General features: G+C 36.4%; 26 protein-coding genes. 4 read left to right on the top strand and 22 right to left on the bottom strand.

The features are described 5' to 3' along the window. From FC66_RS01915 to FC66_RS01855, 13 genes are all read right to left on the bottom strand, one after another. Window positions 1-1,020 (bottom strand): NAD(P)H-dependent glycerol-3-phosphate dehydrogenase, encoded by a 1,020-nt coding sequence (locus FC66_RS01915; protein WP_057973691.1) that lies wholly within the window; start codon window positions 1,018-1,020, stop codon window positions 1-3. A gap of 72 nt (window positions 1,021-1,092) precedes the next feature. After that, complete coding sequence (gene lgt, locus FC66_RS01910) at window positions 1,093-1,914, bottom strand: prolipoprotein diacylglyceryl transferase (RefSeq protein ID WP_057973937.1); 822 nt, start codon at window positions 1,912-1,914, stop codon at window positions 1,093-1,095. 18 nt (window positions 1,915-1,932) lie between these two features. Beyond that, window positions 1,933-2,871: an HPr(Ser) kinase/phosphatase gene (hprK, locus tag FC66_RS01905; RefSeq protein WP_057973690.1), complete on the bottom strand. Its 939-nt coding sequence runs from the start codon at window positions 2,869-2,871 to the stop codon at window positions 1,933-1,935. Window positions 2,872-2,882: 11 nt separating this feature from the next. After that, complete coding sequence (locus FC66_RS01900) at window positions 2,883-3,236, bottom strand: phage holin family protein (RefSeq protein WP_057973689.1); 354 nt, start codon at window positions 3,234-3,236, stop codon at window positions 2,883-2,885. A gap of 16 nt (window positions 3,237-3,252) precedes the next feature. Then, window positions 3,253-3,564, bottom strand: a complete 312-nt coding sequence (locus FC66_RS01895) for a PspC domain-containing protein (RefSeq protein WP_057973688.1) — start codon at window positions 3,562-3,564, stop codon at window positions 3,253-3,255. Between the two features lie 154 nt (window positions 3,565-3,718). After that, window positions 3,719-4,405, bottom strand: coding sequence for a phosphate signaling complex protein PhoU (gene phoU / locus FC66_RS01890; protein WP_057973687.1), 687 nt, complete (start codon window positions 4,403-4,405; stop codon window positions 3,719-3,721). A gap of 17 nt (window positions 4,406-4,422) precedes the next feature. After that, on the bottom strand, window positions 4,423-5,178 hold the full coding sequence (pstB, locus tag FC66_RS01885; protein ID WP_057973686.1) for a phosphate ABC transporter ATP-binding protein PstB: 756 nt from the start codon (window positions 5,176-5,178) through the stop codon (window positions 4,423-4,425). Between the two features lie 12 nt (window positions 5,179-5,190). Further along, a complete protein-coding gene (gene pstB, locus FC66_RS01880; protein WP_057973685.1) occupies window positions 5,191-5,994 on the bottom strand; it encodes a phosphate ABC transporter ATP-binding protein PstB in 804 nt (267 codons plus the stop codon). A 21-nt stretch (window positions 5,995-6,015) separates the two neighbouring features. Continuing rightward, entirely contained in the window at window positions 6,016-6,903 is an 888-nt protein-coding gene (gene pstA, locus FC66_RS01875; RefSeq protein ID WP_057973684.1) for a phosphate ABC transporter permease PstA, read from the bottom strand. Next, window positions 6,903-7,823 (bottom strand): phosphate ABC transporter permease subunit PstC, encoded by a 921-nt coding sequence (gene pstC / locus FC66_RS01870; protein WP_057973683.1) that lies wholly within the window; start codon window positions 7,821-7,823, stop codon window positions 6,903-6,905. The genes pstA and pstC overlap by 1 nt, the downstream gene beginning before the upstream one ends. A gap of 2 nt (window positions 7,824-7,825) precedes the next feature. Next, window positions 7,826-8,659 (bottom strand): phosphate ABC transporter substrate-binding protein PstS family protein, encoded by an 834-nt coding sequence (locus FC66_RS01865; RefSeq protein ID WP_420911469.1) that lies wholly within the window; start codon window positions 8,657-8,659, stop codon window positions 7,826-7,828. 184 nt (window positions 8,660-8,843) lie between these two features. Then, window positions 8,844-10,907: an LTA synthase family protein gene (locus tag FC66_RS01860; RefSeq protein WP_057973681.1), complete on the bottom strand. Its 2,064-nt coding sequence runs from the start codon at window positions 10,905-10,907 to the stop codon at window positions 8,844-8,846. 75 nt (window positions 10,908-10,982) lie between these two features. Continuing rightward, a complete protein-coding gene (locus FC66_RS01855; protein ID WP_057973680.1) occupies window positions 10,983-11,216 on the bottom strand; it encodes a YkuJ family protein in 234 nt (77 codons plus the stop codon). Window positions 11,217-11,351: 135 nt separating this feature from the next. Between FC66_RS01855 and FC66_RS01850 the strand changes: the two genes are divergently transcribed. Beyond that, complete coding sequence (locus tag FC66_RS01850) at window positions 11,352-12,527, top strand: pyridoxal phosphate-dependent aminotransferase (RefSeq protein WP_057973679.1); 1,176 nt, start codon at window positions 11,352-11,354, stop codon at window positions 12,525-12,527. Between the two features lie 67 nt (window positions 12,528-12,594). Here the strand turns inward: FC66_RS01850 and FC66_RS01845 are convergent, their stop codons facing one another. The 7 genes from FC66_RS01845 to FC66_RS01815 form a co-directional block, all read right to left on the bottom strand. Continuing rightward, complete coding sequence (locus FC66_RS01845) at window positions 12,595-12,945, bottom strand: MmcQ/YjbR family DNA-binding protein (RefSeq protein ID WP_057973678.1); 351 nt, start codon at window positions 12,943-12,945, stop codon at window positions 12,595-12,597. A 23-nt stretch (window positions 12,946-12,968) separates the two neighbouring features. Continuing rightward, the gene (locus FC66_RS01840) at window positions 12,969-13,997 is read right to left on the bottom strand and encodes a lysylphosphatidylglycerol synthase transmembrane domain-containing protein (protein ID WP_057973677.1); all 1,029 of its coding nucleotides are present in this window, start codon (window positions 13,995-13,997) and stop codon (window positions 12,969-12,971) included. A 3-nt stretch (window positions 13,998-14,000) separates the two neighbouring features. Continuing rightward, window positions 14,001-15,023: a glycosyltransferase family 4 protein gene (locus tag FC66_RS01835; RefSeq protein ID WP_057973676.1), complete on the bottom strand. Its 1,023-nt coding sequence runs from the start codon at window positions 15,021-15,023 to the stop codon at window positions 14,001-14,003. A 30-nt stretch (window positions 15,024-15,053) separates the two neighbouring features. Continuing rightward, window positions 15,054-16,235 carry a glycosyltransferase family 4 protein gene (locus tag FC66_RS01830; protein ID WP_057973675.1) on the bottom strand — a complete coding sequence of 394 codons (1,182 nt, stop codon included), beginning with the start codon at window positions 16,233-16,235 and terminating at the stop codon, window positions 15,054-15,056. Between the two features lie 154 nt (window positions 16,236-16,389). Then, a complete protein-coding gene (gene ptsP / locus FC66_RS01825; protein ID WP_057973674.1) occupies window positions 16,390-18,111 on the bottom strand; it encodes a phosphoenolpyruvate--protein phosphotransferase in 1,722 nt (573 codons plus the stop codon). Further along, entirely contained in the window at window positions 18,111-18,377 is a 267-nt protein-coding gene (locus tag FC66_RS01820; RefSeq protein ID WP_057973673.1) for a phosphocarrier protein HPr, read from the bottom strand. The genes ptsP and FC66_RS01820 overlap by 1 nt, the downstream gene beginning before the upstream one ends. A 162-nt stretch (window positions 18,378-18,539) precedes the next feature. Next, entirely contained in the window at window positions 18,540-18,728 is a 189-nt protein-coding gene (locus FC66_RS01815) for a hypothetical protein (RefSeq protein WP_057973672.1), read from the bottom strand. A gap of 204 nt (window positions 18,729-18,932) precedes the next feature. On the opposite strand from FC66_RS01815, the gene FC66_RS01810 reads away from it, so the two are divergent. From FC66_RS01810 to FC66_RS01800, 3 genes are all read left to right on the top strand, one after another. Then, window positions 18,933-21,164 (top strand): ATP-dependent Clp protease ATP-binding subunit, encoded by a 2,232-nt coding sequence (locus FC66_RS01810; RefSeq protein WP_057973671.1) that lies wholly within the window; start codon window positions 18,933-18,935, stop codon window positions 21,162-21,164. A gap of 152 nt (window positions 21,165-21,316) precedes the next feature. Then, the gene (locus tag FC66_RS01805) at window positions 21,317-22,402 is read left to right on the top strand and encodes a MucBP domain-containing protein (RefSeq protein WP_083478923.1); all 1,086 of its coding nucleotides are present in this window, start codon (window positions 21,317-21,319) and stop codon (window positions 22,400-22,402) included. A 171-nt stretch (window positions 22,403-22,573) separates the two neighbouring features. Next, window positions 22,574-23,029 (top strand): hypothetical protein, encoded by a 456-nt coding sequence (locus FC66_RS01800; RefSeq protein ID WP_146342395.1) that lies wholly within the window; start codon window positions 22,574-22,576, stop codon window positions 23,027-23,029. 192 nt (window positions 23,030-23,221) lie between these two features. On the opposite strand, the gene FC66_RS01795 is transcribed toward FC66_RS01800, so the two are convergent. After that, window positions 23,222-24,799, bottom strand: coding sequence for a peptide chain release factor 3 (locus FC66_RS01795; protein ID WP_057973668.1), 1,578 nt, complete (start codon window positions 24,797-24,799; stop codon window positions 23,222-23,224). A gap of 122 nt (window positions 24,800-24,921) precedes the next feature. Further along, the gene (locus tag FC66_RS01790) at window positions 24,922-26,262 is read right to left on the bottom strand and encodes a hemolysin family protein (RefSeq protein ID WP_057973667.1); all 1,341 of its coding nucleotides are present in this window, start codon (window positions 26,260-26,262) and stop codon (window positions 24,922-24,924) included. Between the last annotated feature and the right edge of the window lie 25 nt (window positions 26,263-26,287).

Below are 26,287 nucleotides of genomic sequence, written 5' to 3'. Positions count from 1 at the left end.
TTATTCTGCTAATTCAGCTTTACCTTCACGGTTAAGTAAAGACTCGATTACCAAGTTAATTTCTTTATTATTATATAGGACATCATAGATAGCATTTGTAATTGGCATATCAATTCCTTGTTGTTGAGCTAATTCATAAGCTGCTTTAGCCGTACCAACACCTTCAATAACCATACCCATGTCAGCAACAACGTCATCTAATGATTTACCTTTGCCTAATTGGTCGCCGGCACGCCAGTTACGTGAATGCACACTCGTAGCTGTAACGATTAAATCACCCACACCAGAAAGACCCATAAAAGTTAACTGGTTAGCACCGAATGATGTTCCTAAACGCGCAATTTCTGCTAATCCACGAGTAATTAAAGCCGCTTTAGCATTATCGCCATAGCCCATACCATGTAACATACCAGCACCAACGGCAATAATATTTTTCATAGCTGCACCAATTTCTACACCAATAACATCATTGTTTGTGTAGATTCTCAAGAATTTATTCATGAAGAGATCTTGAACAAAACTTGCAGCAGCAGGATCAGCACTTGCTGATACGATTGTTGTTAAATCACGATTAGCAACTTCTTCAGCATGACTTGGACCAGAAAAGACAACGACACTACCACGAATATCAGCAGAAATTTCTTCTTCAATTACTTCTGAAATACGTTTATGTGTTACTTGTTCTAATCCTTTACTTGCATGAATAACAATTGGTTTGTTACCTGTTTCTTTTAAGATCGTTGCTACTTGTTTAGCAACGATACGGCTTGCTTTTGTTGGAACAACAAATAAAATAGCGTCAACTTGATCCAAAGCTTCTTTTAAATCGTCATATGCATGTAGATCTTTAGAATAAGTATAATCATCCAAGTAATGTGTGTTCGTATGGAACTCATTCATTTCTGCTACTTGTGCTGGAACGTTTGACCAAAGTCTGACATCATGACCATTTTCAGTTAGGATATCAGCCAAGATACTGCCCCAAGAACCGGCACCTAATACTGCTACTTTTTTTGTCATTATATAATCTCCTTCAAAATTTATTCATTCTAAGCATACCAAATTCTAAGTCTAATAGCATTAAATTTATTTCTATTGTCCGTCCAAATACCATTGATTCTGTGGTTCCCAATATCTTCTTAATAACAACCAACTAATTGAGCCAACAAAAATCACTAATGAAAGCAATTGAGAAACACGGATTGTTGAGAATAACATTAAGCTATCCGTTCTCATCCCTTCAATAAAGAACCGACCAAATGAATACCAGATAAGGTACGTAAATAAAATCTCACCGCGTTTAAAAAGGTGTAATCGATGTCGTAAGCTAATTAAGATGAAGAAGCCGACCAGACTCCACAATGATTCATATAAGAACGTTGGTTGATAATATGTACCGTCAATATTCATTTGATTAATAATAAATCCAGGTAGATGTAAATTTTGTAACACCTCTAACGTTGTCTTTCCACCATGGGCCTCTTGATTAACAAAATTACCCCAACGGCCAATTGACTGTGCGAGTAAAACAACTGGTGCCGTTAAATCGAACAACAGCCATGCCGATAAATGACGGCGCTGACTGAACACAACGACTGTTATTATTGCCCCAATTAAGCCACCGTAAATGGCGATTCCACCATCCCAGATACGATAAATCTCGCTTAGATGTTGTGAGTAATAAGACCACTCAAAAACAACATAATAGAGACGTGCGGAAACAATTGAGATTGGTAATGCCCATAAAACCATATCATAAATGGTATCTTCATCGATACCTATCTTCTTACCTTCAAATATTGCCAAGATAATCGCAAGAATCACGGCACTGGCAATGATGACACCATACCAGCGGACTTCACTGGGGCCTAATTTAAAGGCTATAGGATTCAATGCGGCTAATAAAAAATTCAATTCACTCTCATCCAATCTCTAATCTTTTTTTGAATTTGTTTGGATTAATCCATTTAAATTATCTTCAAATACTTTTGTTGCATCATAACCCATTGTTTTCGCACGGAAGTTCATCGCAGCGACTTCAATAATGATGGCCAAGTTACGTCCAGTTTTAACTGGTACCGAAATTTTAGGTAAATTCACATCGAAAATCTTCACGAACTCTTCACCATTACCCAATCGATCAAATTGTTTATCTGGTGACCAATTCTCTAAATGAATAATAAGTGAGATATCCGTGTCATCACGGACTGCACCTGCACCAAATAAATTCATAATATCAATAATACCAATGCCACGAATTTCAAGTAAATGTTTCAAAATTGCAGGCGCTTCACCAACAAGTGTCTCTTCATCTTTTTGGAAAACATCTACACGATCATCAGCAATTAATCGATGACCACGTCTAATTAATTCAAGTGCTGTTTCTGATTTACCAACACCTGAATCACCGGTAATCATCACACCAAGTCCATAAATATCGACTAAAACACCATGAATTGATTGGCGTTCTGAAAGTCTAGCTTCCAGATAGTTAACCATGTTAGAAGATAGACGAGAAGTTGTTAACTTAGAAATTAAGATTGGAATATGTCGCTCTTTAACAATCTCTAACAGCTCAAGCGGCACATCTAAATCATTTGAAACAACAAAACATGGCGTTTGGTCTGTCGCCAGTTGATCCATCACAACTTGCCGATTCTCATGTGTTAATCCGTTTGCATAAGCATGCTCCGTCATCCCAAATAACTGAATACGTTCTTTAGGGTAAAAATTAAAATACCCCGTCAATTCAAGACCCGGACGTGAGATATCACTTGTTGTTATTTTTTTATCATCCAGGTACTCTTTTCCAATTAAAACGGTTAATCCCATTGCATCTACTAAATTTCTAACTGAGACTTCATTGGCCATATTAGTGCCCCCTATTGTCTATTTTGAATAAAGTAATTTGTTACAATCGTGTTGGAAATACTCATCACGATTGAAATCACAAATGCCGCCCAAAAACTCGAGAATTTAAATTCATTACCCACGAAAAAGGACGTCATTTGTAACATGAACGCATTAATGATTAGATAGAAAAAGCCTAAACTAAATATTGTCACCGGTAGTGACAGTATCACTAAGAATGGTTTAACTAACATATTTAAAACAGCTAATACAAAACTGGCAATTAACGCTACCCAGATACTTTTTACGAATAGAGTATCCGGAAAAAAGCCAGATATTGCCAAGAATAACACGGCATTAATTAAAACACGTTGCCAAAATCCCATATGAATCACCTCATTATTATTTTTTATCTGTTACTTCTACATCTTTTATAATTTTACGGTCACTTTTATTTTTGGTTGTTGATCCAGTTCGTTGACCAGCACTAGATGTAAACTGCTCAAAAGAACTAGTAAATGAACGTTTCTTCCCTGGAATACTAATTGCTAACAAGATATAGACAAGGATAAATGCGCCTTTTGTCGCAAAAATTAGCATTAAGAATAGAAATCTGACAAGCGTTGGATTCCAATTCAAGTATTCAGCAAGTCCAGCTGCAACGCCAGATATAATTCTATTGTTTGATTTTGTAAATTTTTTATTTGTTTTCATTTTATAGTTCCTCCATTCAGAATAATCTACCACCATTGTACTTCTTATCATACTTATTTGACAATTCTAAAGCGTGTTCTTTACTTAAATTTTAACGTTTAACTAAAAAAATAGCTAACAATTATTAAATTGTCAGCTATCGAATAACTACTACTTATTCGTTTTCTTTTTCTAACTCAGATTTACCGGGGTTTAATTCAGTAATCCGACCATTTTTCAAGTATACAATCCATTCACAGACGTTAGTCACATAATCACCGATACGTTCAAGGTATGTGGCAACCATTAAATAGTCAGCACTTCCCACAACCGTTTCCGGATTAGTCTTCATTTCATGGATACATTGATCATAAATAGTTGTAAAGTACTGATCGATTTCAAGATCTGATTTAGCCACTTTACGTGCTTTTTCAGCATCTTTTTTAATATAGGCAGTTAGAACTTCTTCAACCATTTTACGTGCATGATCACCCATAATACCAATCTCATCTTCGATTTCTCGCACTCTAGGATTACCCTTAACACGGATTGTCGATCTTGCGATACTTACCGCATGGTCACCCATTCGTTCTAAATCTGAAATAGCCTTCAAAACAGTGACGATATCTCGTAAATCGCTCGTCACCGGTTGGTACAGCGCAATCATTTCAAGCGTTTGCTTTTCCAACTTCATCTCACGTTCGTTAATCTTGTAATCCCCGACAATGACTTCATGAGCCAATTCTTTGTCGTGATTAATGAAGGCACTGACAGATTTATGAATTGCTTCACTAACCATCATGCCCATTTCACTAAATCTAATGTGTAGCTTTTCTTGTTCTTCATCAAAAAGTAATCGCATGATTTTGTCTTCCTTCCTTAACCGAATCGACCACTAATGTAGTCATCCGTTTCTTGATGCTTAGGTTGTGTAAATAATTCTCTCGTTGGTGCAACTTCAATTAAATGGCCTTCCAAAAAGAAAGCCGTTCGATCTGAAATTCGAGAAGCTTGTTGTAAATTATGAGTCACTATTATAATAGTATATTTTTCACGCAATTCTAGCAACATATTTTCGATTTTACTACTTGAACCTGGGTCCAAAGCACTAGTGGGTTCATCTAATAAAATAACTTCAGGTTCAACCGCTAATACGCGTGCGATGCAGACACGTTGTTGTTGTCCACCGGATAAAGCGAGCGCATTTTTTCCTAAATCATCTTTGACGTCATCCCAAACGGCCGCCTGTTTTAAACTTTTTTCAACGGCTTCGTCTAATGTCGCTTTATCTTTAATACCAGCCAAACGCAAGCCATAAACGACATTTTCATAAATTGAGAATGGAAATGGATTAGGTTGTTGGAATACCATACCCACATTTTTACGTAAACTTACCGTATCCATTTTAGGACCATAGATATCTTCACCCTTTAATTTTACGGCACCAGTAATAGTGACGCCCGGGATTAAATCATTCATGCGATTTAACGTTCTTAAATAAGTTGATTTACCACAACCGGAAGGTCCAATTAACGCAGTAATCCCCTTTTCATTAAAGTCGAGATCAATGCCTTTGAGCGCTTCTTTCTTACCATAATACAAATGAACATCATTCGTTTCAATTATCTTACTCATTTGCGCTCCCCCTTAACCGAAGTTTCCTGAAACATAGTCATCCGTTAATTTAATTGTAGGTCGTGTGAAAATAGTTGTCGTTTTATCAAATTCAACTGCGTTTCCTGAATGGAAAAATGCCGTGTAATCCGAAATACGTGATGCCTGTTGCATATTATGTGTCACAATAATAATTGTGTATTTTTCTTTTAACTCTAAAAGTGATTCTTCAACAATTCGACTTGAAATTGGATCTAAGGCACTCGCCGGTTCATCTAACAATAGAATATCAGGTTCCATGGCGATTGCTCTAGCAATACACAAACGTTGTTGTTGTCCACCAGATAATGATAAGGCACTGACATTCAAATCATCTTTAACTTGATCCCAGAGTGCGGCCTGTTTTAACGATTTTTCAACACGTTCTTCAAGTAATTGTTTATCCTTCATACCATGACGTTTTAAAGCAAACGTAATATTTTCATAAATTGATTTTGAAAATGGGTTAGGTCGTTGAAAAACCATCCCAATATGTTTTCTCATTTCATAAATATCAACATCATCTTTATTAATGTCCAAGTCACGATAGATAATTTTCCCTGTGACATCAGCAATCCCATCATTCATCCGGTTCAATGACCTTAGGTAAGTTGATTTACCAGAACCAGACGCACCAATTAATGCCGTTATTTTAAACCGTTCAAATTGTAAACTAACATCCCTAATTGCTTCATTAGACCCATAATGAACATGTAAATCTTTTGTCTCTAAGGCAATTTCATGTTTATCCTCATTGAAGGTCATAATTCTAGATTTTTCAATATTATTTTCTGCCATATTCTTGACCCCCTGAATGATTTATTTGCTTGATGTGATTTTACGATAAAGTGCCTTACCACCAAAACGTGCCAAGAAGTTAAATAATAAAACGGCGATGATTAAGACAGCCGATGCACCAGCTGAAACAGCCGATGCATCCGGCATAATACCTTCTGAGTTAATCTTCCAAATATGAACGGCTAACGTTTCAGCTGGACGCATTGGATTTAATGGACTTGCAATATTTGCTGGATTCCAGTTTGTGAAATCTAAAGCAGGTGCACTTTGTCCGGCCGTGTAAATTAAAGCAGCGGCTTCACCAAAGATCCGGCCAGCACTTAAAATAACTCCTGTTAAAATACCAGGTACTGCATCCGGAACGACCACTCTGGTCACAGTTTCCCAACGTGACAAACCTAATGAAAACCCAGCTTCACGTTGTGAGTACGGAATTGCACGTAATGATTCTTCAATTGATCTTGTTAATAAAGGTAAATTAAAGAATGTTAACGCTAATGCACCCGATAGAATTGAAAATCCAAAGTTAAATTGAACAACGAAAATTAAGAAACCAAAAAGACCAACGACAACTGAAGGTAATGAACTTAAAATTTCAACAGATGTTCTGATAACAGTTGTTACCCAGTTGTTCTTTGCATATTCTGATAACCAAATACCCGCTCCCAATGAGATAGGAAATGAAATCAGTAACGTTAATAACAAGAGATAGAATGAGTTAAACAACTGAATACCAACACCACCACCGCTTGAAAATGATTTCGCTGGAGTTGTTAAAAATTGCCAGCTAACATGTGGCAATCCTCGAACTAATATATAACCAAGTAAGGCAGCCAGAACTAGAACAACAAATCCTGCGATACCGTATAAAATACTTGTAGCAATTTTATCTGCTTTTTTAGGATTCATTATTTAAGCGCCCCTCTCTTACCAATAACTCTTACAACCATATTAAAGAATAATGACATTAATAATAGAATTAAGGCAAGTGACCAAAGCGCATTATTTTCTAATGAACCCATGACTGTATTCCCAATTCCCATTGTCAAAATACTTGTTAATGTTGATGATGGTGTAATTAAACTTGATGGCATTAATGATGCATTACCAATAACCATTTGAACAGCTAAAGCCTCACCAAAAGCACGTGCCATCCCGAAGACAACAGCAGTCATAATGCCCGGTGTTGCTGCCCTTAAAATAACTTTATAGATTGTTTGCCAGCGGGTTGCTCCTAAAGCTAATGAAGCTTCACGGTAGTAGCGAGGGACTGATTTCAAGGTATCAACAGTCATTGACGTTACCGTTGGCAAAATCATCACAAATAAAACGAATGTTCCTGATAAAATACCGAACCCCGTCCCACCAAAAATACTCCGGACAAAAGGTACAACTACTGAAAGACCGATAAATCCATACACGACTGAAGGAATACCGACTAATAATTCAGTAACCGGTTGTAAAATTCGACTACCTTTATTAGGCGATATTTCAACCATAAAAATGGCCGTTCCAATCGCAAATGGTGTCGCAATTAATGCTGATAAGAATGTGACAAAGAACGATCCAGAAATCATGGGTAAAGCACCAACTTCTGGCTTACCTGATTTGTCTAGTGTTCCGGGATTCCAACTTTTACCCAATAAAAAATCTTTAATTGACACTTTATCAGTAAAGAATGTCGCTAATCCCTTTGAAGCCACAAAATAAAAGATAGCAAGAACAATGGCAACAATTAACCCAATACAGAAATAAGTAATTATTTTACCGCGCATCTCAAGTTTAGATGCTTTAGACTTTTTTAGTAAACTTTCACGAATCGGATCCATACCTACATCCCCTTCTTAATTGCTATAATTTTTCCATCAACAGAACGTTTGACTTCCATCTGCGTGGTTGGAATATAACCTAATTTGCTAACAACTTGTTTTTGAATTTTGTCTGACGTCATATAGTCTAAGAATTGTTTAGTTAAGCCAGTGGGTGCACCATTCGTATACATATGTTCATATGACCAGATTTTCCATTTGTTTGAGGCCACATTACTTTCAGTTGGTTTCACATTATCAACGGAAAGCGAATCAACCGTTTTATCTACGTACGAGAACGCCATATAACTAATTGCACCAGGCGTTGATCCGACAATCTGACGTACCATCCCCGTTGAATCTTGTTCCTGCGCATCCTTACTTTGTTGGCCGTCTAAGCCCCATTTTTCAAATGTTAATCGTGTTCCAGAACCAGTTGCGCGATTCAATAGAACGATTGGCAAGTCTTCACCGCCTAATTGTTTCCAATTCGTTAGTTTACCAGTAAAAATTGCAATAAGTTGTTTCTTAGAGACATTTTTAACGCCAACGTCTTTGTTCACAACCGGTGTAATCCCCACAACACCAACTTGATGATCAACCAATTTACTGGCATCGATCCCTTTTTTCTCTTCAGCAAATACATCCGAATTACCAATACTTACGGCTTTTTCTTGAACTTGACTCAATCCTGTTCCAGAACCACCACCCTGAACGTTGACAAAGACACCAACATTTTCGGTACCATATTGTTCACCAGCCGCTTCTACTAACGGTTGTAAAGCGGTTGATCCAACAATTGTGATCGATTTACCTGAACTCGATTGTGTTTCACACCCCGATAAAACTAATAACATAACTGTTAAAATACCGCCAACCAATACTAAAGGCCCTTTTCTCATCATAACTTCCTCCGCAAATTCTCGACATTTAACTCATACATCCAGTTTATATTTTCAATGTAAAGGTCATGTGGTTGAATTGTAAAGATTGTGTAAAGGTTACAAAAAAAGCCATAACATAGTGTTATGACTTTAGTCGTTATTTCAGTTCTGGTGCGTCTGTCTTGAATAGATCTTCAGTAGATACACCACCATGTTGTTCAATTAAGCTTGTTTTTTCTTTTTTCTGTGCTTTTTTCAGTGTTTCTAGCGCTTTACTCTTTTTGTAATTGTAATCAGATTTATTCACCTTAGTAAAATTACTTGGCGTGTAGAATCTTAATAAATCACCTGTGATAACACTATCAGATAATGATAATGACGTTGTCACGTGCTTCAATTCTTTATCATAAGTTTTTTGTTGTTCCGCCGTTAGAGTCTTAATTTCTTTACCGGTCTTCGTATCGTATGTCGTATTCCCGACTTTAGTAAAGTTTGGCGAAACGAAATCACCATTTCTAAAGGCCACGGTTTGATTACGATTTTTTGACAATAAATCATTACCAAATTGAACCGTATCCGTATTTTTAACCCCTAATAGATCAAGTAAGGTTGGTAAAACATCAATTTCACCACCATAAGTATGATTAATGCCACCCTTAAGGCCATCCATATGAATCATGAATGGAACCTTCTGGAACATTGTTAAATCATAACTCGTAACTTCTTTTTTACCTAAAAGTTGTGCAATAGCCTTTTTATGATTATTAGAGATCCCGTAATGATCACCATACATGACAATCATACTATCTTTGTATAGCCCAGATTTCTTCAAATAACTAACAAATTCTTCAAATGATTGGTCCAAGTATTTAGACGTTTGTACGTATCCATCAACTGTACTATCATCTGTGGTCGTCTTTTTAATCGAGACATTTGCACTATCCAAATCATATGGATAGTGGTTAGTTAATGTAATTAATTTCGCATAGAATGGTTGAGGTAGTTGCTCAATGTACTTAGTTGACTGCTTCAAGAAAATCTTATCTTTCATCCCATAACCAACTTTGTAGTTAGTTTTGACATCATAATAAGGTTCGCTGAAGAAGTATTGGTACCCAAATGATTTATACGTATTATTACGATTCCAGAAACTACCCACGTCACCATGGAAAGCCGCCGTTGAGTAGCCTTTTTGATCAAGAATAGCTGGCGCTGATTGGAATGTATTTTGTGTCCCATAAGTTGTCATTGCTGACCCAGATGGTAATCCGTAAAGTGATGATTCCAACATCATTTCGGCATCAGACGTTTTCCCCTGTCCTACTTGATGGAAGAAATTATCAAACGATAACGTGTTTTGATCATGATAATATTTATTAATGGTAGGCGTTACTTCTTGCCCATCCCATTTATAATCAATCATGAACTGTTGGAAACTTTCTAAATGAAGCACAAAGACGTTTTTACCCTTTGCTTTTCCATAGTATTGAATATTTGAACCCGCACGATTCTTATTCAAATAACTCAGGACTTCATCCATATCTTTTGATGTTGCATTTTTACGTGTCGCACTTTCTTTTTGTGTTTGATAAACGTTATATCCGGCATAGAAATTTAAGCCCAAATATTTAACAATATAGTTATTATCAAAAGTTCTCGTTAACAATTGAGGACGATCTTTACCGGCTAGACCTAAGTTACCGGCAGTTAAAAGAATAGACGCAATTGTCACAATAAAAGCGTAACGTTTCTTGATTGGATTATAATCAATTTTGACTAACTTAAATATAAGTAACAAAATTAGAAGAATAACATCAAGATAAACGAAAAAATCAGTTGGACGTAAAATACCAGCAATTCCTTTATCTAAGTTATTTGCAACTGAACCTGAATTTTTAATGATTCCTAGTGATAGAAAATCTGAAAATTCACGATAATAGACCATATTTGCAAAAAGCCATGTTGTTTGAATAAAATCAACAATCAGCAAAATCCAATATGATTTTTTACCTCTAAAGTAAATTGCAATTCCGAACAGCAATAAAGCCGTTGGGATTGGGTTTAAATAAAGTAAAAATTGTTGCATGCTCCCCGTCGAACCAAGCGTAAATTTTGTTTCGTACGCAACGACAGTTTTAATCCAAAATAAAACGAGCGTCAAGAGGAAGAAACCCCATCTTGAGCTCAATTTATCCTGAACATATTTTAAAGTTGACCGCATCTTAGTGCCTCCATTTTTTTAAGATCGATTTTCGAGAACACGAAAATGTCTTTAAATCTATGTTTCAGTTAATGATTAACCAAACAATAAATCGTAAACTTCCATTGCAATTAAATCAATATCATCAAATGGAAATCTAGTATGGTTACCTAAATCTTCTAACGTATATGCCTTCATAGCTGGATCATATTCAACGATTCCTTTTTCAACGCCTTCACGTTCGAAGTGTCTTGTTTGGATTTCGCCGTTTTCTTCTTTTTGCATAGCCTCTAAGCGGCTAATGATTGCGACTAACTGAGAATTTTTCATAGTTGTTCCCCTTTCAATATCATAGTTAATAATACCAAAGTTTCTCCGTATTTACACCTGATTATACAGATTATAATCGTTTCTTAACATGTTTTTATGCTAAACTATTAGTTATTAGACTTGGAGGCCGATAAAATGGGTTTATTTAGAAAAGATTTGAACGATCAAGTATTCAAAATAGAAGTTTCAGATATTCGTCAATTTGATGATGAAGTGAGCCAAATTCCCGGTATGATTAAGTTAACTATGGGCGAACCAGATTTCAATACGCCGGATCATATTAAAAAGGCTGCCATTGAAGCCATTAATGAAAATTACTCCCATTATATGGGAATGGCTGGCGATATTGAATTACGTACGGCCGCCAGTGAATTTTTCAATGAAAAATATGGTGTTAGTTATGATGCTCAATCTGAAATATTAGTCACGGTTGGTGCTACTGAAGCTATCGCAACTGCCTTACAAACTATTTTCAATCCGGGGGATGCGGTTCTTGTTCCTACTCCGCTTTATCCCGGTTACATGCCATTAATTACCTTAAACCGGATTAAACCCATCTACATTGATACACGTGATAACAACTTCAGATTAACGCCCGACATGATTAACCAAGCCATTGCTGACAATCCCGACGAAACCATTAAGGGGATTATCTTGATTAATCCAAGTAATCCAACTGGTATTTCTTGGACTGAAGACGAAATTATTGCGATAACCGATGAAATCCGAACACAAAAACTTTGGGCTATCAGTGACGAAATTTATAGTGAATTAACTTATGGACATAACCATATTTCGATTGCTAAATATATTCGTGACCAGACTGTCTTAATCAATGGCTTATCTAAGTCACATGCAATGACAGGTTGGCGAATTGGGTTTTTACTCGCACCTAAAGCTATGACTGACGAATTAAAGAAGGTCCACCAATATCTAGTTACATCCGCAACGAGTGTTTCACAACGTGCTGGTATTGCCGCTTTACGCGATGGTAAGGATGACGGTCGTATTATGAACGTTGAATATAAAAAACGTCGTGATTTTGTAATGACAGAGATGAAAAAAATGCACTTTGAAATGGCGGAACCCAGTGGCGCTTTTTATATCTTTGCTAAAATCCCTGAAGGTTATAATCAAGATGCAATGGCATTTTGCAAAGACCTAGCATTCAATCACAAGCTTGCTTTAATTCCAGGTACTGCCTTTGGCGAATCTGGTAAAGGTTATATCCGCCTAAGTTATGCCGCAAGTATGGATAACTTAGTTGCTGGTATGGAACGTTTAAATGCTTATATGACAGAAAACAAGTAAATACATGACCATAAAAATAAGGCACTAAACCATTTAGAGAATCTAGATGGTTTAGTGCCTTATTAATTTACCGTTTTGTTAACGAATCACTCTCAATAATCATATTTTCTAATTCAATTTGAGTAACATCCGTATCCTGAATATCAATTGTTAACCAATATTTTTTATTCATATGAAACCCAGATGTAACACCGTCCACATGTTTCATTTGATCAACATGTTCTGGCTTTAATTTTAGGTTTAACAATAACTTGTCATCTCTTTCAAAAATCATTGCCATCATCTTACCGCTACTAACTTGTTTCATAATCGTCCACAAGATAGTTTGTTTCCGACTCGGATTATTGAATGGATAAGACTCGGTTGTGTTTGTTCGATCTAAAATGAATTGAATTAATTCTTGACGTTTCAAATCCATATTGACCCCCACTTTTTACCTATTTAATCATCTAGTCCCACTTCTTCTACTTTGTCCGGTTTCATGACTAACGCGAACATCCCAGCGAACAAGCCAAGATAGTAAGTCAGCACACGCCACAACAGCATGGCTAATATTAATTTACTATGACTCGTCATGAAACTAGAAAAGACAATTGCAAAGCTGTATTCCGCTCCACCGGTTCCACCAGGAATTGGGAAGAGTGAAATAACCATCACAATCAGCACGTGAAGCGCCGTAATCATAACAATGTCCACTGACGTATAGCCGAGTGACAACATGATGAAATATGGTACCAAATAGTAAAAGGCTAATTGGAAAAACGTTAGCACGAAAACATCAAATAATATTTTCTTTTCGTTTTTCATCCGTAAACTCTCTTTGTGAAAGTTCTCTATCTTTGAATAGATGCTCGTATTTAAGCGCTCAAATTTATCACCTTTAACGAATAACTTAACAACCAACATACAAGCGGCCACTAATTTTTTAGTAAAAGCGTACCAGTACATAATCATTAACAAACCAATAATTACGGCTAAATGGATTACAAATCCAAAAATCACAAAAACCATCAAGTAGTTCACTTTATCTTGTATGTATTGAAACCCAATCAATAAACAAACAATGAAATTAATTACGATCATAGCTTGGTAAACAACGAATTTCATTAATAAAATTGAACTGGCGCGTCCTGCATCAATACCAGATTGAGCCATTGCAAACAATTGTGCGGGCTGCCCACCTGTTGAAAAAGGTGTAATTCCATTAAATAATTGTTCAATTAACGGGATACGGATAGCATTCTTGAATGTAAATTTTTTATGTTGTCCCCTAAGAAATCGTTTGACGATAAATGCTTCAAATACAAAATACATACAAACGCAAAATACCGCAACGAGTAGCCACCAAACATTTATGTTAACTAAGTCCTTAATGAGTGACTCCAGCGACACATTTCTTAACGAATAAGCAAATATACCCATTCCAATTATGACCATCAATATCAATAGTCCTACATTTTTTCGAGTCATTTTTTAATCCTCTTTGCTCTGGTCCAAATAAAATTGATGCCAAATCTCGGCCAGCCTGTCCTCAGAGTAATAAGCTGACGCCTGATCTGCTTTATCGTGTAATACCGTTAAAGCATTAGGATCTTCTTTTAATTTTCTCAATTTAATTTGCATGTCATCAACATCCGTTGCGGCATCATAATAACCGTCAATAACCGCTTTATAAAGGTCAAGGTCACGCAATAGTACAGGCGTACCACAGCTAAATGCCTCTAACACTGACATTGGAAACAGTTCATTAAAGGATGGTAATAAGAAAAGATTAGCAATATTGTAATAATTCACCAATGCCTCACGATCAATAATGCCAGTAAAAATTAAATTACTTGGTGGATTATCGACTACCTTCTTTAGTTCCGCGTAACCATCAGTTAACTTCCCAAATGAGAAGCCACCAGCCCAGATAAACTGAATATCAGGATTCTGTTTGGCCAGAGTAATAAAGTCAGGCACACCTTTTCTTTCTTGAACTTGTCCATCACCAAAGACAATAAACTTATCAGCTGGAATATTTAATTCGTCTCTAAAAGTTTGTTTCTCTTCTGCCGTTTTTTCATAAAAAACTTTTTTTGACACAAAATTAGGAATATACGTCACATGTTCTTTAGGAATCTTAGCTGCTTCGAGTTTTGGTATAAAACTTGGATTAACAACAACGATATGATCCATTCGCTTATAAAAAGCAATCACGTACCAATAAAAAATGGTTTTAAAAGGTTGCGGGATTTTAACGCTGCCTTCTAATGTTTCCGGTAAAAAATGGACGTAACCAATTTTTTTACCACGACCAGGCATAAAAGTCGAAAGATAATACGGAAAATTAATCGTATGGTAGTGACTAATATCGGAACGGCTATACTTATTCACACTGATTTTAAATTCAGTCGGAAAACGTTCTTTGAGTAACCTCATCATTTCGGTATAGGCACTACCAACTCCTTGTCCTTTAACCGAGTCGGCTGCAGAAAACATGTTAATTAATAGCATGGCTGAAACTCCTTTAAAAAATAGGTACGTTTATAAATGACTAATTTCGTCATCTTCCTCTTCTAATTCTACATATTGAATTTGCGCATCTTGATAGAATGCGGCAACTTTAGAGCCAAATGTTGCTGCCGAAATTTCTTTTAATTTATTTAAACGTGGCTCAGGGTCAATTACTTGATCACGCTTATTGAGATAGTCGATAACATCTGTAACCATCTCATCTTCAGAAGCAAACGTCTTCCCTATTTCTGGTTTATCTATTAATTCGTCAGTATAATCACCCGTCTTAGCAAGTACTGGTGTGCCAGCCGCTAAGGCTTCAATAAACGTTAATCCTTGTGATTCCGTAACTGAAGCGGAGATAAATAAGTCGGCCAATTGATAGTAATGGAAGACCTCGTCATTATCGACTTCGCCAGTAAAGCGCACATTAGATTCTAAATTCATACTAACGACTTGTTCTTCAAGCGTCTCACGAGCTGGGCCATCCCCAACAATTAAGAATAAAATATCTGGCGTTTTTTCAACAATTGCAGGCATAACATCAATTATTTCTTTTGTATTCTTTTCAAAAGCTAATCGACTCAAAGCAAGCATAACTGGGCGATCTTCAGCAATACCTAACTTAGACCGATAATCCTCAGTTTCTAATTGCTCAAATTGAGAGATATCTACGCCAGTTGGAATAATACGCATTTCTGATTTCACACCATATTTTTGCAGTAGATTTTGAACACGATCACTTGGTGCCACAATTCCACTCATGTGATAAGCAAATGTTTTTGTCATTTGTTTAACATGATAAGGTTTTAACAGTTTACCATTAGCAATATAATGCAAATAATCTTCATACATCGTGTGATATGTGTGTAAACAAGGCACTTTTAAATTTCTCGCAACAAATTTACCAATCCATCCCATAGAAAATTCGGTTTGCGTATGAATAACATCTAGGTTTAATTCCTTAGCCACTTGATACGCTTGAAATAAGCCTCTAACAGCGATTCGTCGATCCGTGAAGGAGACAAATGGGATGCTAGAAAACCTAAAGATATTACGTTCATAAACCGTCTTATCAACGTGCGGATCAGTTGTTGTAAAAATATAGACCGTATGGCCTTCTTTTTCGAGCTCATTTCTTAGTGTCTTTATTGAAGTCGCCACACCGCTCACTTGTGGAAAATATGTATCTGTAAAAATCCCAATATTCACGATAAGGTCCCCTTGTCTGTTCTAGTATAATATCCTTAATTATATTGGTTTCTGGTTCGTTATGCAATAAAAGTACATTATTCTCATTCATTCCCAATTAAAATAAACACAAAAAAACTGATAATCGAAATTATCAGTTTTTTTAATATTTGAATTACTTCATGTAAGATTCAACTAATGCGATAACTTCTTCATTAGTTTCACAATCAGTGACAGCCTTATCAGCCAATTCTTTCATTTTCGTTGTATCTAATTTTTTCATTAGACTACGTGTTTTAAGAATTGATGAAGCGCTCATTGAGAATTCATCAAGTCCCATGCCGGCTAGGATTGGCACGGCAATTTGATCTCCGGCCATTTCACCACACATACCTGCCCACTTACCTTCTTTATGAGCCGTATCAATTACCATTTTGATCAAACGTAAAATTGATGGGTTATAAGGTTGGTAAAGGTATGAAACTTGTTCGTTACCTCGATCAGCGGCCATTGAGTACTGAATTAAATCATTTGTGCCAATACTGAAGAAATCAGCATATTTAGCTAAATGATCACCATTCATAACAGCAGCAGGAATTTCCATCATCATACCGACTTCAAGTTTTTCTGCTACTGGCACACCAGCATCGATTAATTTAGTACGTTCTTCAACGTAGATAGCCTTAGCTGCTTTGAACTCATCAACGGTTGCAATCATAGGGAACATGATTGCTAATTGTCCGTAATGAGAAGCTCTAAGTAATGCGCGAAGTTGTGTTCTGAAGATATCTTGACGATCCAAACTAATTCGGATTGCACGATAACCTAAGAAAGGATTCATTTCCTCTGGTAATGGTAGATAAGGTAATTCCTTATCGCCACCAATATCCATTGTTCTTACGACAACTTGTTTACCGTTCATACCTTCAACTGCAGCTTTGTAAGCTTCAAATTGATCATCTTCTGAAGGTAATTCACTGGCATCCATGTATAAGAATTCTGAACGGAATAAACCGACTGCTTCGGCACCATTATCTAGTGCACCAGCAACATCTTTAGGCGTACCAATATTAGCAGCTAAATCAAAATGAACACCATCAGCCGTAACCGTTTTAGCGTCTTTTAATTCTTCCCATTCAGCCTTTTGATCAGAAAAAGCCTTTGCTTTTGCTTCGTAAGTTGAGATTTCTTCAGCAGTAGGATTGATAATTCCGTCACCATTGATACCATCAACAATAACCATATCGCCTTCTGTAATTGCAGTCGTTGGATTTCCAGCGCCTACAACAGCAGGAATTTCAAGTGTACGAGACATAATAGCAGAATGAGAAGTACGTCCACCAACATCAGTAATAAACCCTTTAACGAATTTACGATTTAATTGGGCAGTATCCGATGGTGTTAAATCATGCGCAATGACCACGACTTCTTGGTCAATAAGCGCAGGATTAGGGATAGAAACGCCTAATAAATGACTCATTACACGTTTTGTAACATCACGGATATCGCCGGCACGTTCTTGCATATAAGCATTATCAGTCATGCCTTCGAACATTGAGATGAACATATCTGTAACATCTTTCAATGCAGCTTCGGCGTTAACTTTATCATTTTTGATTTTATCGCCAATGTTACCCATAAGTTCAGGATCCGAAAGAATTGTCAAATGGGCTTCAAAAACCTCGGCTTCTTCAGCGCCGAGGTTTTCTGCAGCTTTTTGTTTGATTAACTTCAAATCTTCGCTTGCTGCTGCAACGGCAGTATCAAGACGTTTGATTTCTGACTCTGGGTCTTCAATGCTTACTTGCGAGAATGATAAATCGGGTTGAACTAACATATATGCTTTAGCAATGGCAATACCATCACTAGCAGCAATCCCTTTTAGCATTTTCGACATTATTCAGCAAGTCCTTCTTTCGTCATTGTTTCTGTAATAGCTGCGATTGCGTCTACTTCGTCAGCACCATCAGCAGTGATTGTTACGTCAGCATTTTGACCAACGCCTAATGACATAACGCCCATGATTGATTTTAAGTTTACTGATTTTTCTCCGTAAACCAAAGCAACGTCAGAAGTAAATTTACTTGCTGCTTGTACCAATAATGTAGCTGGACGTGCGTGGATACCTGTTTCTGCGATTACGTGAAAGTCTTTCTTTTCCATAATTAATTATCTCCTCGGTGTTCTATATTTTTTATTTTAGAAAAATGCATAACCCACTTACAAAAGCAAAGAACGCGTTTTCATTAGTAAGTTAAACGCATTAACCTCTAGAGATAAATAGTACCATTATTTAAAAAATGATACAAGTCTTTAGTCATTTTTTTAGTTTTTTAAACTGACATACTTATAAATAATCTGGCCTTCTCTTTGCGCATTACCAACGATTGCTTTACGTAACTTCTCTTTTTGCCAAACAAGTTGAAAAGCCATAAATTCATCTGGGTTAATCGTGATTGTCTCTATCTCTCCGGCAATTAACGCATCAATCTTTGCTTTATAATCTTCGCTCATTTTAAGACCCCTTTTCGCTAAAACCTTCTATCTTTATTTCATTATAGAATAGACGCTATAAAATGTAAAAAATGAATGCAAATTACTTGCAGAAGTTTTTTACATTTTGTATACTAATCATCGAAGGTCAAAGAAGGTCAACGTGCTTTGATCTTAAATATATTATGAAATAATAACGAATTAAATATGAAAGGTTGTGCACATATGATCTGTCAAAATTGTCGAATCAATCAAGCAACGATCCACTTATCAACTAACTTAAATGGCCAACATCAAGAATATGATTTATGCCAAAATTGTTACCTCTTACTTAAGGATGAACAAGAACGTTTAAGTAATGGTCAAATCCGTAACAATCAACAAGACCCCTTCAGCTTTGGAAATCTTGATGAATTATTTAATGCCATCGCACCAAATGGTCAAAACAATGACCCTCAAAGAAAAGATCAAACGCCCCCTACCCAAGCTGGTAGAAACGGTGGCGGTCGTAAAAATAACGGAAAAGATACAATCCTTGGCCAGTTCGGGCTAAACCTAACTGACGAAGCACGGGCAGGAAATATTGACCCAGTTGTTGGCCGTGATCAAGAGATTGACCAAATTATTGAAATATTAAATCGTCGGACAAAGAACAACCCTGTTTTAATTGGCGAGGCTGGTGTCGGTAAAACGGCTGTTGTTGAAGGCTTAGCTCAAAAGATTGTTGACTCAGCTGTTCCACAAAAATTGTTGAACAAACAAGTTGTACGTTTAGACGTTGTCTCATTAGTCCAAGGAACTGGAATTCGTGGTCAGTTTGAAGAACGTATGCAACAATTAATGAAAGAATTAAAAGCAGATAAAAATATTATTCTCTTTATCGATGAAATTCACGAAATTGTTGGTGCCGGAAATGCCGAAGGCGGTATGGATGCGGGGAATGTTTTGAAACCTGCTCTTGCTCGAGGCGAATTGCAATTAGTTGGCGCAACAACGCTAAATGAATACCGTCAAATTGAAAAAGATGCTGCCCTCGCACGCCGTTTACAACCTATTCAGGTTGACGAACCTAGCGTTGAAGAATCAATCGTGATTTTAAAGGGGATCCAAAAGAAATACGAAGCTTACCATCATGTTCGTTACAGCGATGAAGCAATCGAAGCGGCTGCTTCTTTATCTGACCGCTATATTCAAGATCGTTTCTTACCGGACAAGGCAATCGATTTACTTGATGAATCTGGTTCAAAAATGAACCTAACCATTAAAGCAATTGATCCTAAGCTGGTTGAAGAGAAGATTAAGAATGCGGAAACACAAAAACAGGCCGCATTAAGTGCTGAAGATTACGAAAAAGCAGCTTACTACCGTGATCAAGTTGCAAAATTCAAAGAATTACAAGATAGTAATACTGATTCTGATGAATTACCAATTGTAACCGAAAAAGAAATGGAACAAATCGTTGAAGATAAAACGGGTATTCCTGTAGGCGAATTAAAAGAAAAAGAGCAACAACAATTGAAAAATTTAGCTGTCTCTCTTCAAGCTAACGTTATTGGACAAGATGCGGCGATTGATAAAGTGGCTCGTGCCATTCGCCGTAACCGTATCGGATTCAATAAATCTGGGCGTCCAATTGGCTCATTCCTATTCGTAGGTCCAACTGGTATTGGTAAGACTGAACTTGCCAAACAATTGTCAAAAGAATTATTTGGTACGAAGGATTCAATGATTCGCTTCGATATGAGTGAATATATGGAGAAACATTCCGTTTCTAAATTAATTGGCTCACCTCCAGGTTACGTTGGTTATGAAGAGGCCGGACAATTAACTGAACAAGTTCGTCGTAATCCATACAGCCTAATCCTATTGGACGAAGTCGAAAAGGCGCATCCTGATGTGATGCATATGTTCTTACAAATTCTTGAAGATGGCCGTTTAACGGATTCTCAAGGTCGCACGGTTAGTTTTAAAGATACGATTATCATTATGACATCGAACGCTGGAAGTGCTGATGCCGAAGCCAATGTTGGTTTTGGCGCAACGTCAACGGGTGCAACACATGCCATCATTGATAAGCTATCAAATTACTTCCGCCCTGAATTTTTGAACCGTTTTGACGATATCGTTGAATTTAACCCATTAAGTAAAGAAAACTTAGTATCAATCGTAAGTTTGATGCTTAATGATGTCAACGACGTACTTAAAAACCAAAACTTAGAACTTCGCGTAACAAGTCCTGTTGAAGAGAAACTGGTTGATTTAGGTTACAATCCTGCCATGGGTGCCCGTCCATTAAGACGTGTTATTCAAGAACAGATTGAAGACCAAATTGCTGACTTCTACCTTGATAATCCTGATGTAACAAAATTAGCTGCCAAGATCGAAAAAGACGAAATTAAAATTTCAGCGGATACAACTGCTGAAGTTAAAGATTCAGATTCAACTAACGCTGAATAAAGACCAAATTAAAGCCATAACTCCCAGAAAGTCAATTCTGGGAGTTATGGCTTTTTTTATTTTCTAATCCGTTTACACAAATAAATGATCATTTAGATACTTTTTTCCAATAATCACGCTTTTTAGGTTATAATTATGGTATTAGCTAACGAATGGAGCTGTTTAAAATCGCCTTAAGAGATTTCTTCCGGAATGTGTTATCAGTTTTCACAAAAACTGAGCAACCCGATTCCACTACCGATATCCAATTCACATTTAATCCTAAAATGACCCATAAACAGGAAACCACTAAGCCAAAAAGACAAGAAGTTGTTGAAGAACAGACTTTTTTACCAGCATCAGTGTCTGATGCAACAATGATTATTTATTACAAAGACCAAAATAATGATGATTTATTGCGTCCCCAAATAATCAGTGGAACAAAAGGTAGTGATTTAAGAATACAATTTGAACCAATTAATGATTATAATTTAGTTGGCATCTCAGGTTTTACCAGTACCTTTGTTGAGAGTTATGGCGCTATTATTTTAAGTTACGAAAAGAAACATGGTGCTGCCGTTTGGATTTATAATCAAGATATCGACGGTGGTTATCTTATTGGTTCGCCAACTTTATTACGAGGCCATTTACATGAACCATTTACATATGATCCAGTAAACATTCCCGGGTTCAACTTACTCCGCGCCTCAAAAACAAGTTACGGTACTTTTACGGAAGAGCAACAGACCATCTACTACTATTACCGCAATCTCAATTGGCGAACGGTCGATAAAATTGATGCCTTTATTCAAATTACGGAACGTACCCGTTGTTATGACTTACCTGATGGTAACTTTTATGCTTCTTTCCTACCGGCCGGCGGTATTTTACAAGTATTCGAGAAAATTGAAACTAACTCCGGCACTATTTGGTACGGCATGGGTGGTAATCAGTGGTTGGAAAATACATCGAACGTGCACCTCGTAGATCAGCCAGAATATGCTGTACTACCTGAAAAAGAAAGTGATAACTTTATAACAAAAAAAATTAACCGCCCTGCTTTTATTGACTATATACCCGGTAAATCAGTATCCATTTTTGCTGAACCCTACGGTAAAAAATTACAAAACGTAATGGATAACACTCAGGTTATCTTAGTAAATGAATTACAATCATCAACCAGTAACGTTTGGTTTGAATTAGAAGGTGGTGGTTTCATTGATGAAGCCTATATCAAAATCCCATATTCATTAAATTAACAGACTTGTTAGGAGTGTTGCATCATCGAACAATTAATTACCATCTTCGTAATTGCTTACTTCATCCGAGAGCAATTTGCTTATGGTGCCGTTAAAAGAATTAATTATATTTTTATGCCGGCATTTTCTTTATATCAACTCATCAATCAGTTTAAATTTTCTTCGATGAGTTTGTTTATTTTAATTTTAATCATTATTTTTAGCCTTATCATTGGTTTTTATCAAGCAAAATTTACATTAGTAAGAATTGTAAATGCTACACAGTTATATTATCGAGATAATGACGGTACAGAACAAAAAATTTATACGCATCGTACAATGGCTAAAGGTGGTCTACACTACCTAATTGGTTGGTGCTTAATTCTAATTGTTCAATTATCCGTTGGATACCTACTAACAAATGAAGCTTTTTCAATTGATCACAGTTTTAAGGAACTTTACGCTGAAGTACTTAGGGACTTGATGTCAGCATTTAGATTTAGTGACGTCGGTAATACATCCTGGTCTGTTTGGGCATTGACTGGATTTTCAAGCCTTTTTTATACTTATTTTCTAATCAAAAAATCTCCTGCCATTAAAGAAAAGTTAATTAGCAAAGATGACGCAGATTTCATTGATGAAAAATAATCGCTTCCCTGCATGAACTACTGGGAAACGATTATTTTTATTTTTAGAAACAAACTGGTTGCGACGAATACTTAATTCTTATGAAATTAAAAAGCACCTCACTGTAAGACTAATCATACTCGTCTTAACTCATGAAATGCTTTATCTGTACCATATGATAAGCGTTACACTAATTTAGTATCACGCTCTAATTTATAGTTTTGAAGTTAATTTAACGTCTGGATATTTATCAGCGAACCATCGTTCTGCAAATGCATTTTCGAATAAGAATAATGGTAAGTCTTGTCGATCTTTAACGAGTAAGTTACGAGAACTGGACATTTTTTCGTCTAATTGCTCAGGATCAATCCAACGGGCCGTCTTAGATCCCATTGGTGTCATGATAACTTCTGAGTTATATTCGTTTAACATTCGGAATTGGAATACTTCAAATTGAAGTTGACCAACGGCACCAAGAATATAATCACCAGTATTATAACTTCTGTACAATTGAACGGCACCTTCTTGAACCAATTGTTGAATGCCTTTATGGAATGATTTTTGTTTCATCACATTCTTAGCGTTGACACTCATAAACAATTCAGGCGTAAATTGAGGTAATTTTTCGAACGTAATTGGTTTTTTCAAGTTGCTAATTGTATCACCAATTTGGAAATTACCCGTATCATATAACCCAATAATATCACCTGCCACAGCTGATTCTAAAACCTCACGTGAATCGGCCATAAACTGTGTTGAATTTGATAAGCGCATTTTCTTTTCAGTTCGTGCTAACTTAACATCCATTCCACGTTCAAATTCTCCTGAACAAATCCGAATAAATGCGATTCGATCACGATGATTAGGATTCATATTAGCTTGGATTTTGAAAACGAATCCGGAAAAATGCTCATTAGTAGGTTCAATCAATGTTTCTTCTATTGTTTTATGTTCTTGTGGTGCCGGCGCATAGTTTAGGTAAATATCTAAGAAAGTTTTAACCCCAAAGTTAGTTAAAGCTGAACCAAAGAAGACGGGTGTTAAGTCCCCTGTTGCAATTTTAGCTTCATCAAAGGTATTACCAGCATCGCCTAATAATTCCACTTCATCTAACACTTCTTGATAGATACTATCTTCTTTTAAAGGATGGTCGCCTTCAATTTCGCCGGCATCATTTAAGTCGACATAATTAATACCTTTATCTTCTTTTTGGTAAAGTTCAATTCGGTGATTATAAATATCATACAATCCTTTTAATCCTTTACCCATTCCAATTGGCCAGTTCATTGGGTAAGATTCTACACCCAAGACTTCTTCTAATTCGGCCATCAAATCAAGCGGTTCGCGGCCATCACGATCCATTTTATTAATAAACGTAAAAATAGGAATACCACGCATTTTACAGATTTGGAATAGTTTCTTTGTTTGGGGTTCGATCCCTTTAGCAGAATCAATTACCATGACTGCAGAATCCACGGCCATCAATGTTCGGTACGTATCTTCTGAGAAATCCTCATGTCCTGGTGTATCCAAAATATTAACGCGTTTATCGTCATAATCAAATTGCATCACTGAACTTGTAACAGAGATTCCACGTTTCTTTTCAATTTCCATCCAATCGGATTTTGCGAAAGTACCTGATTTTTTACCTTTAACGGTTCCGGCAGAACGAACTACCCCACCAAATAAAAGTAATTGTTCAGTAATCGTTGTTTTACCGGCATCGGGATGAGAAATAATCGCGAACGTTCGGCGTTTTTTTACTTGAGTTTCTAATTCTTCTGTATTCATTTTTTGTCCTCTCTAAAACATATTACTTATAGTTTATCATAAATGATAATGAACTTCGACGTAAAATAAATAAGGTCAACAGAGCCTTTGGAGTTCTGCCAACCTTATTATCTGACTGTTTGTTATTTATCTTTTGGTTCATCCGTTGAAACGGCAGTTGGAATAATTACTTTAAGTTCCACCAATCGGGAACCATCCATCTTTTCTGTTTCAAGAATTAACCCATTATCAAGAGTAACTTGTAGCTGTTCATTGTCATCAGGAATTCGACCTAACTCAGTTAGAACAAATCCAGCGATTGTATCTGCATCTTTCATATGGATATCGCAATTGAATTCATCATTAAAATCATCAAGCGTCATACGTCCTTGTACAATGTACTCGTGAGCATTGATTTTTCTCAATGTATTATCAGGACTATCAGATTCATCATCAATATCGCCAACAATCTCTTCAATTAAATCTTCAATTGTTACTAATCCAACAACCCCACCGTATTCATCCAGCAAAATAGCCAGTTGCGTATGTGTCTTCTTCATTTCAAATAATAAATCATCGACAGCCATTGTTTCCGGAATAAACATCGGTTCTTGCATAATTTGACGTAATGTAATTCGCTCAAATCCATACTCTCTAGCTGACTTAAGTAGATTTTTAATATGAACGACTCCGACGACATTATCTTTGTCATCACTATAAACCGGCACACGGGAAAATGGTTGATTTAAAATGGCATCAATATTTCGATCGTTATCATTTTGTAAATCGATCATAAACGCATCGGTTCTGGCAACCATGACTTCTCTGGCCAACTTCGTGTGTAACGAAATTACCCCTTCCATCATCTCATATTCATCTGAATCAATGGCACCACGTTCTTCACCTGTTTGAATCATATGCACTATTTCTTGTCGGCTAATAACTTCCGTATCATTTTTGTTAAATTTAATCGGTGTTATTTTTTCTAGAGCAAGGAGTGAGATTGACAATAACCAGTTAAATGGTTTGAATACAATCGCAATCACTTGAATGGGTCCAGTCGTTGCCCTAGCAATTTTGTCTGGCATTTGTAATGCCAATTGTTTAGGGTATAGCTCCCCCAATACAAGTGAAAAATAAGACAAAATCAACGTCACAACAATCACGGCAACGTCGTGTGCCCAAACTGCATTTCCAAACAACGGTTCAACATATTTGGCTAAAGCCGTTGCTGCAAAAGCTGAAGACAAGAAACCAGCAAAAGTAATACTGATTTGAATAGTTGATAAAAATGACGTTGAATTATTCAAAATACTGAGAATTCTTATTGCACCTTTATCTCCGGCCTTTGCCTCTGCTTCAATTTTATTACGATTTACTGAAACTACTGCTAACTCTGCAGCTGAAAAATAGGCATTAATTAACGTTAATATGACTAATAATAACAGCTGCAGCAGCAATTCGTGACCAGGATCTGAACTCATTTACTCATCCGCTCCAATTCATTTA

This window comes from Dellaglioa algida DSM 15638 (assembly GCF_001434695.1).
In the GTDB taxonomy this organism is placed as follows: Bacteria; Bacillota; Bacilli; order Lactobacillales; family Lactobacillaceae; genus Dellaglioa; species Dellaglioa algida.
Note: the sequence above shows the minus strand (reverse complement) of the source record. Positions and strands in the feature narration are given on the sequence as shown.

Excerpts from the sequence above, each read along its gene's own strand:
- FC66_RS01915 (WP_057973691.1), bottom strand. The coding sequence starts at position 1,020 with ATGACAAAAAAAGTAGCAGTATTAGGTGCCGGTTCTTGGGGCAGTATC.
- hprK (WP_057973690.1), bottom strand. The coding sequence starts at position 2,871 with ATGGCCAATGAAGTCTCAGTTAGAAATTTAGTAGATGCAATGGGATTA.
- FC66_RS01900 (WP_057973689.1), bottom strand. The coding sequence starts at position 3,236 with ATGGGATTTTGGCAACGTGTTTTAATTAATGCCGTGTTATTCTTGGCA.
- FC66_RS01895 (WP_057973688.1), bottom strand. The coding sequence starts at position 3,564 with ATGAAAACAAATAAAAAATTTACAAAATCAAACAATAGAATTATATCT.
- phoU (WP_057973687.1), bottom strand. The coding sequence starts at position 4,405 with ATGCGATTACTTTTTGATGAAGAACAAGAAAAGCTACACATTAGATTT.
- pstB (WP_057973686.1), bottom strand. The coding sequence starts at position 5,178 with ATGAGTAAGATAATTGAAACGAATGATGTTCATTTGTATTATGGTAAG.
- pstB (WP_057973685.1), bottom strand. The coding sequence starts at position 5,994 with ATGGCAGAAAATAATATTGAAAAATCTAGAATTATGACCTTCAATGAG.
- pstA (WP_057973684.1), bottom strand. The coding sequence starts at position 6,903 with ATGAATCCTAAAAAAGCAGATAAAATTGCTACAAGTATTTTATACGGT.
- pstC (WP_057973683.1), bottom strand. The coding sequence starts at position 7,823 with ATGGATCCGATTCGTGAAAGTTTACTAAAAAAGTCTAAAGCATCTAAA.
- FC66_RS01865 (WP_420911469.1), bottom strand. The coding sequence starts at position 8,659 with ATGTTATTAGTTTTATCGGGGTGTGAAACACAATCGAGTTCAGGTAAA.
- FC66_RS01860 (WP_057973681.1), bottom strand. The coding sequence starts at position 10,907 with ATGCGGTCAACTTTAAAATATGTTCAGGATAAATTGAGCTCAAGATGG.
- FC66_RS01855 (WP_057973680.1), bottom strand. The coding sequence starts at position 11,216 with ATGAAAAATTCTCAGTTAGTCGCAATCATTAGCCGCTTAGAGGCTATG.
- FC66_RS01850 (WP_057973679.1), top strand. The coding sequence starts at position 11,352 with ATGGGTTTATTTAGAAAAGATTTGAACGATCAAGTATTCAAAATAGAA.
- FC66_RS01845 (WP_057973678.1), bottom strand. The coding sequence starts at position 12,945 with ATGGATTTGAAACGTCAAGAATTAATTCAATTCATTTTAGATCGAACA.
- FC66_RS01840 (WP_057973677.1), bottom strand. The coding sequence starts at position 13,997 with ATGACTCGAAAAAATGTAGGACTATTGATATTGATGGTCATAATTGGA.
- FC66_RS01835 (WP_057973676.1), bottom strand. The coding sequence starts at position 15,023 with ATGCTATTAATTAACATGTTTTCTGCAGCCGACTCGGTTAAAGGACAA.
- ptsP (WP_057973674.1), bottom strand. The coding sequence starts at position 18,111 with ATGTCGAAAATGCTAAAAGGGATTGCTGCTAGTGATGGTATTGCCATT.
- FC66_RS01820 (WP_057973673.1), bottom strand. The coding sequence starts at position 18,377 with ATGGAAAAGAAAGACTTTCACGTAATCGCAGAAACAGGTATCCACGCA.
- FC66_RS01815 (WP_057973672.1), bottom strand. The coding sequence starts at position 18,728 with ATGAGCGAAGATTATAAAGCAAAGATTGATGCGTTAATTGCCGGAGAG.
- FC66_RS01810 (WP_057973671.1), top strand. The coding sequence starts at position 18,933 with ATGATCTGTCAAAATTGTCGAATCAATCAAGCAACGATCCACTTATCA.
- FC66_RS01805 (WP_083478923.1), top strand. The coding sequence starts at position 21,317 with ATGGAGCTGTTTAAAATCGCCTTAAGAGATTTCTTCCGGAATGTGTTA.
- FC66_RS01795 (WP_057973668.1), bottom strand. The coding sequence starts at position 24,799 with ATGAATACAGAAGAATTAGAAACTCAAGTAAAAAAACGCCGAACGTTC.
- FC66_RS01790 (WP_057973667.1), bottom strand. The coding sequence starts at position 26,262 with ATGAGTTCAGATCCTGGTCACGAATTGCTGCTGCAGCTGTTATTATTA.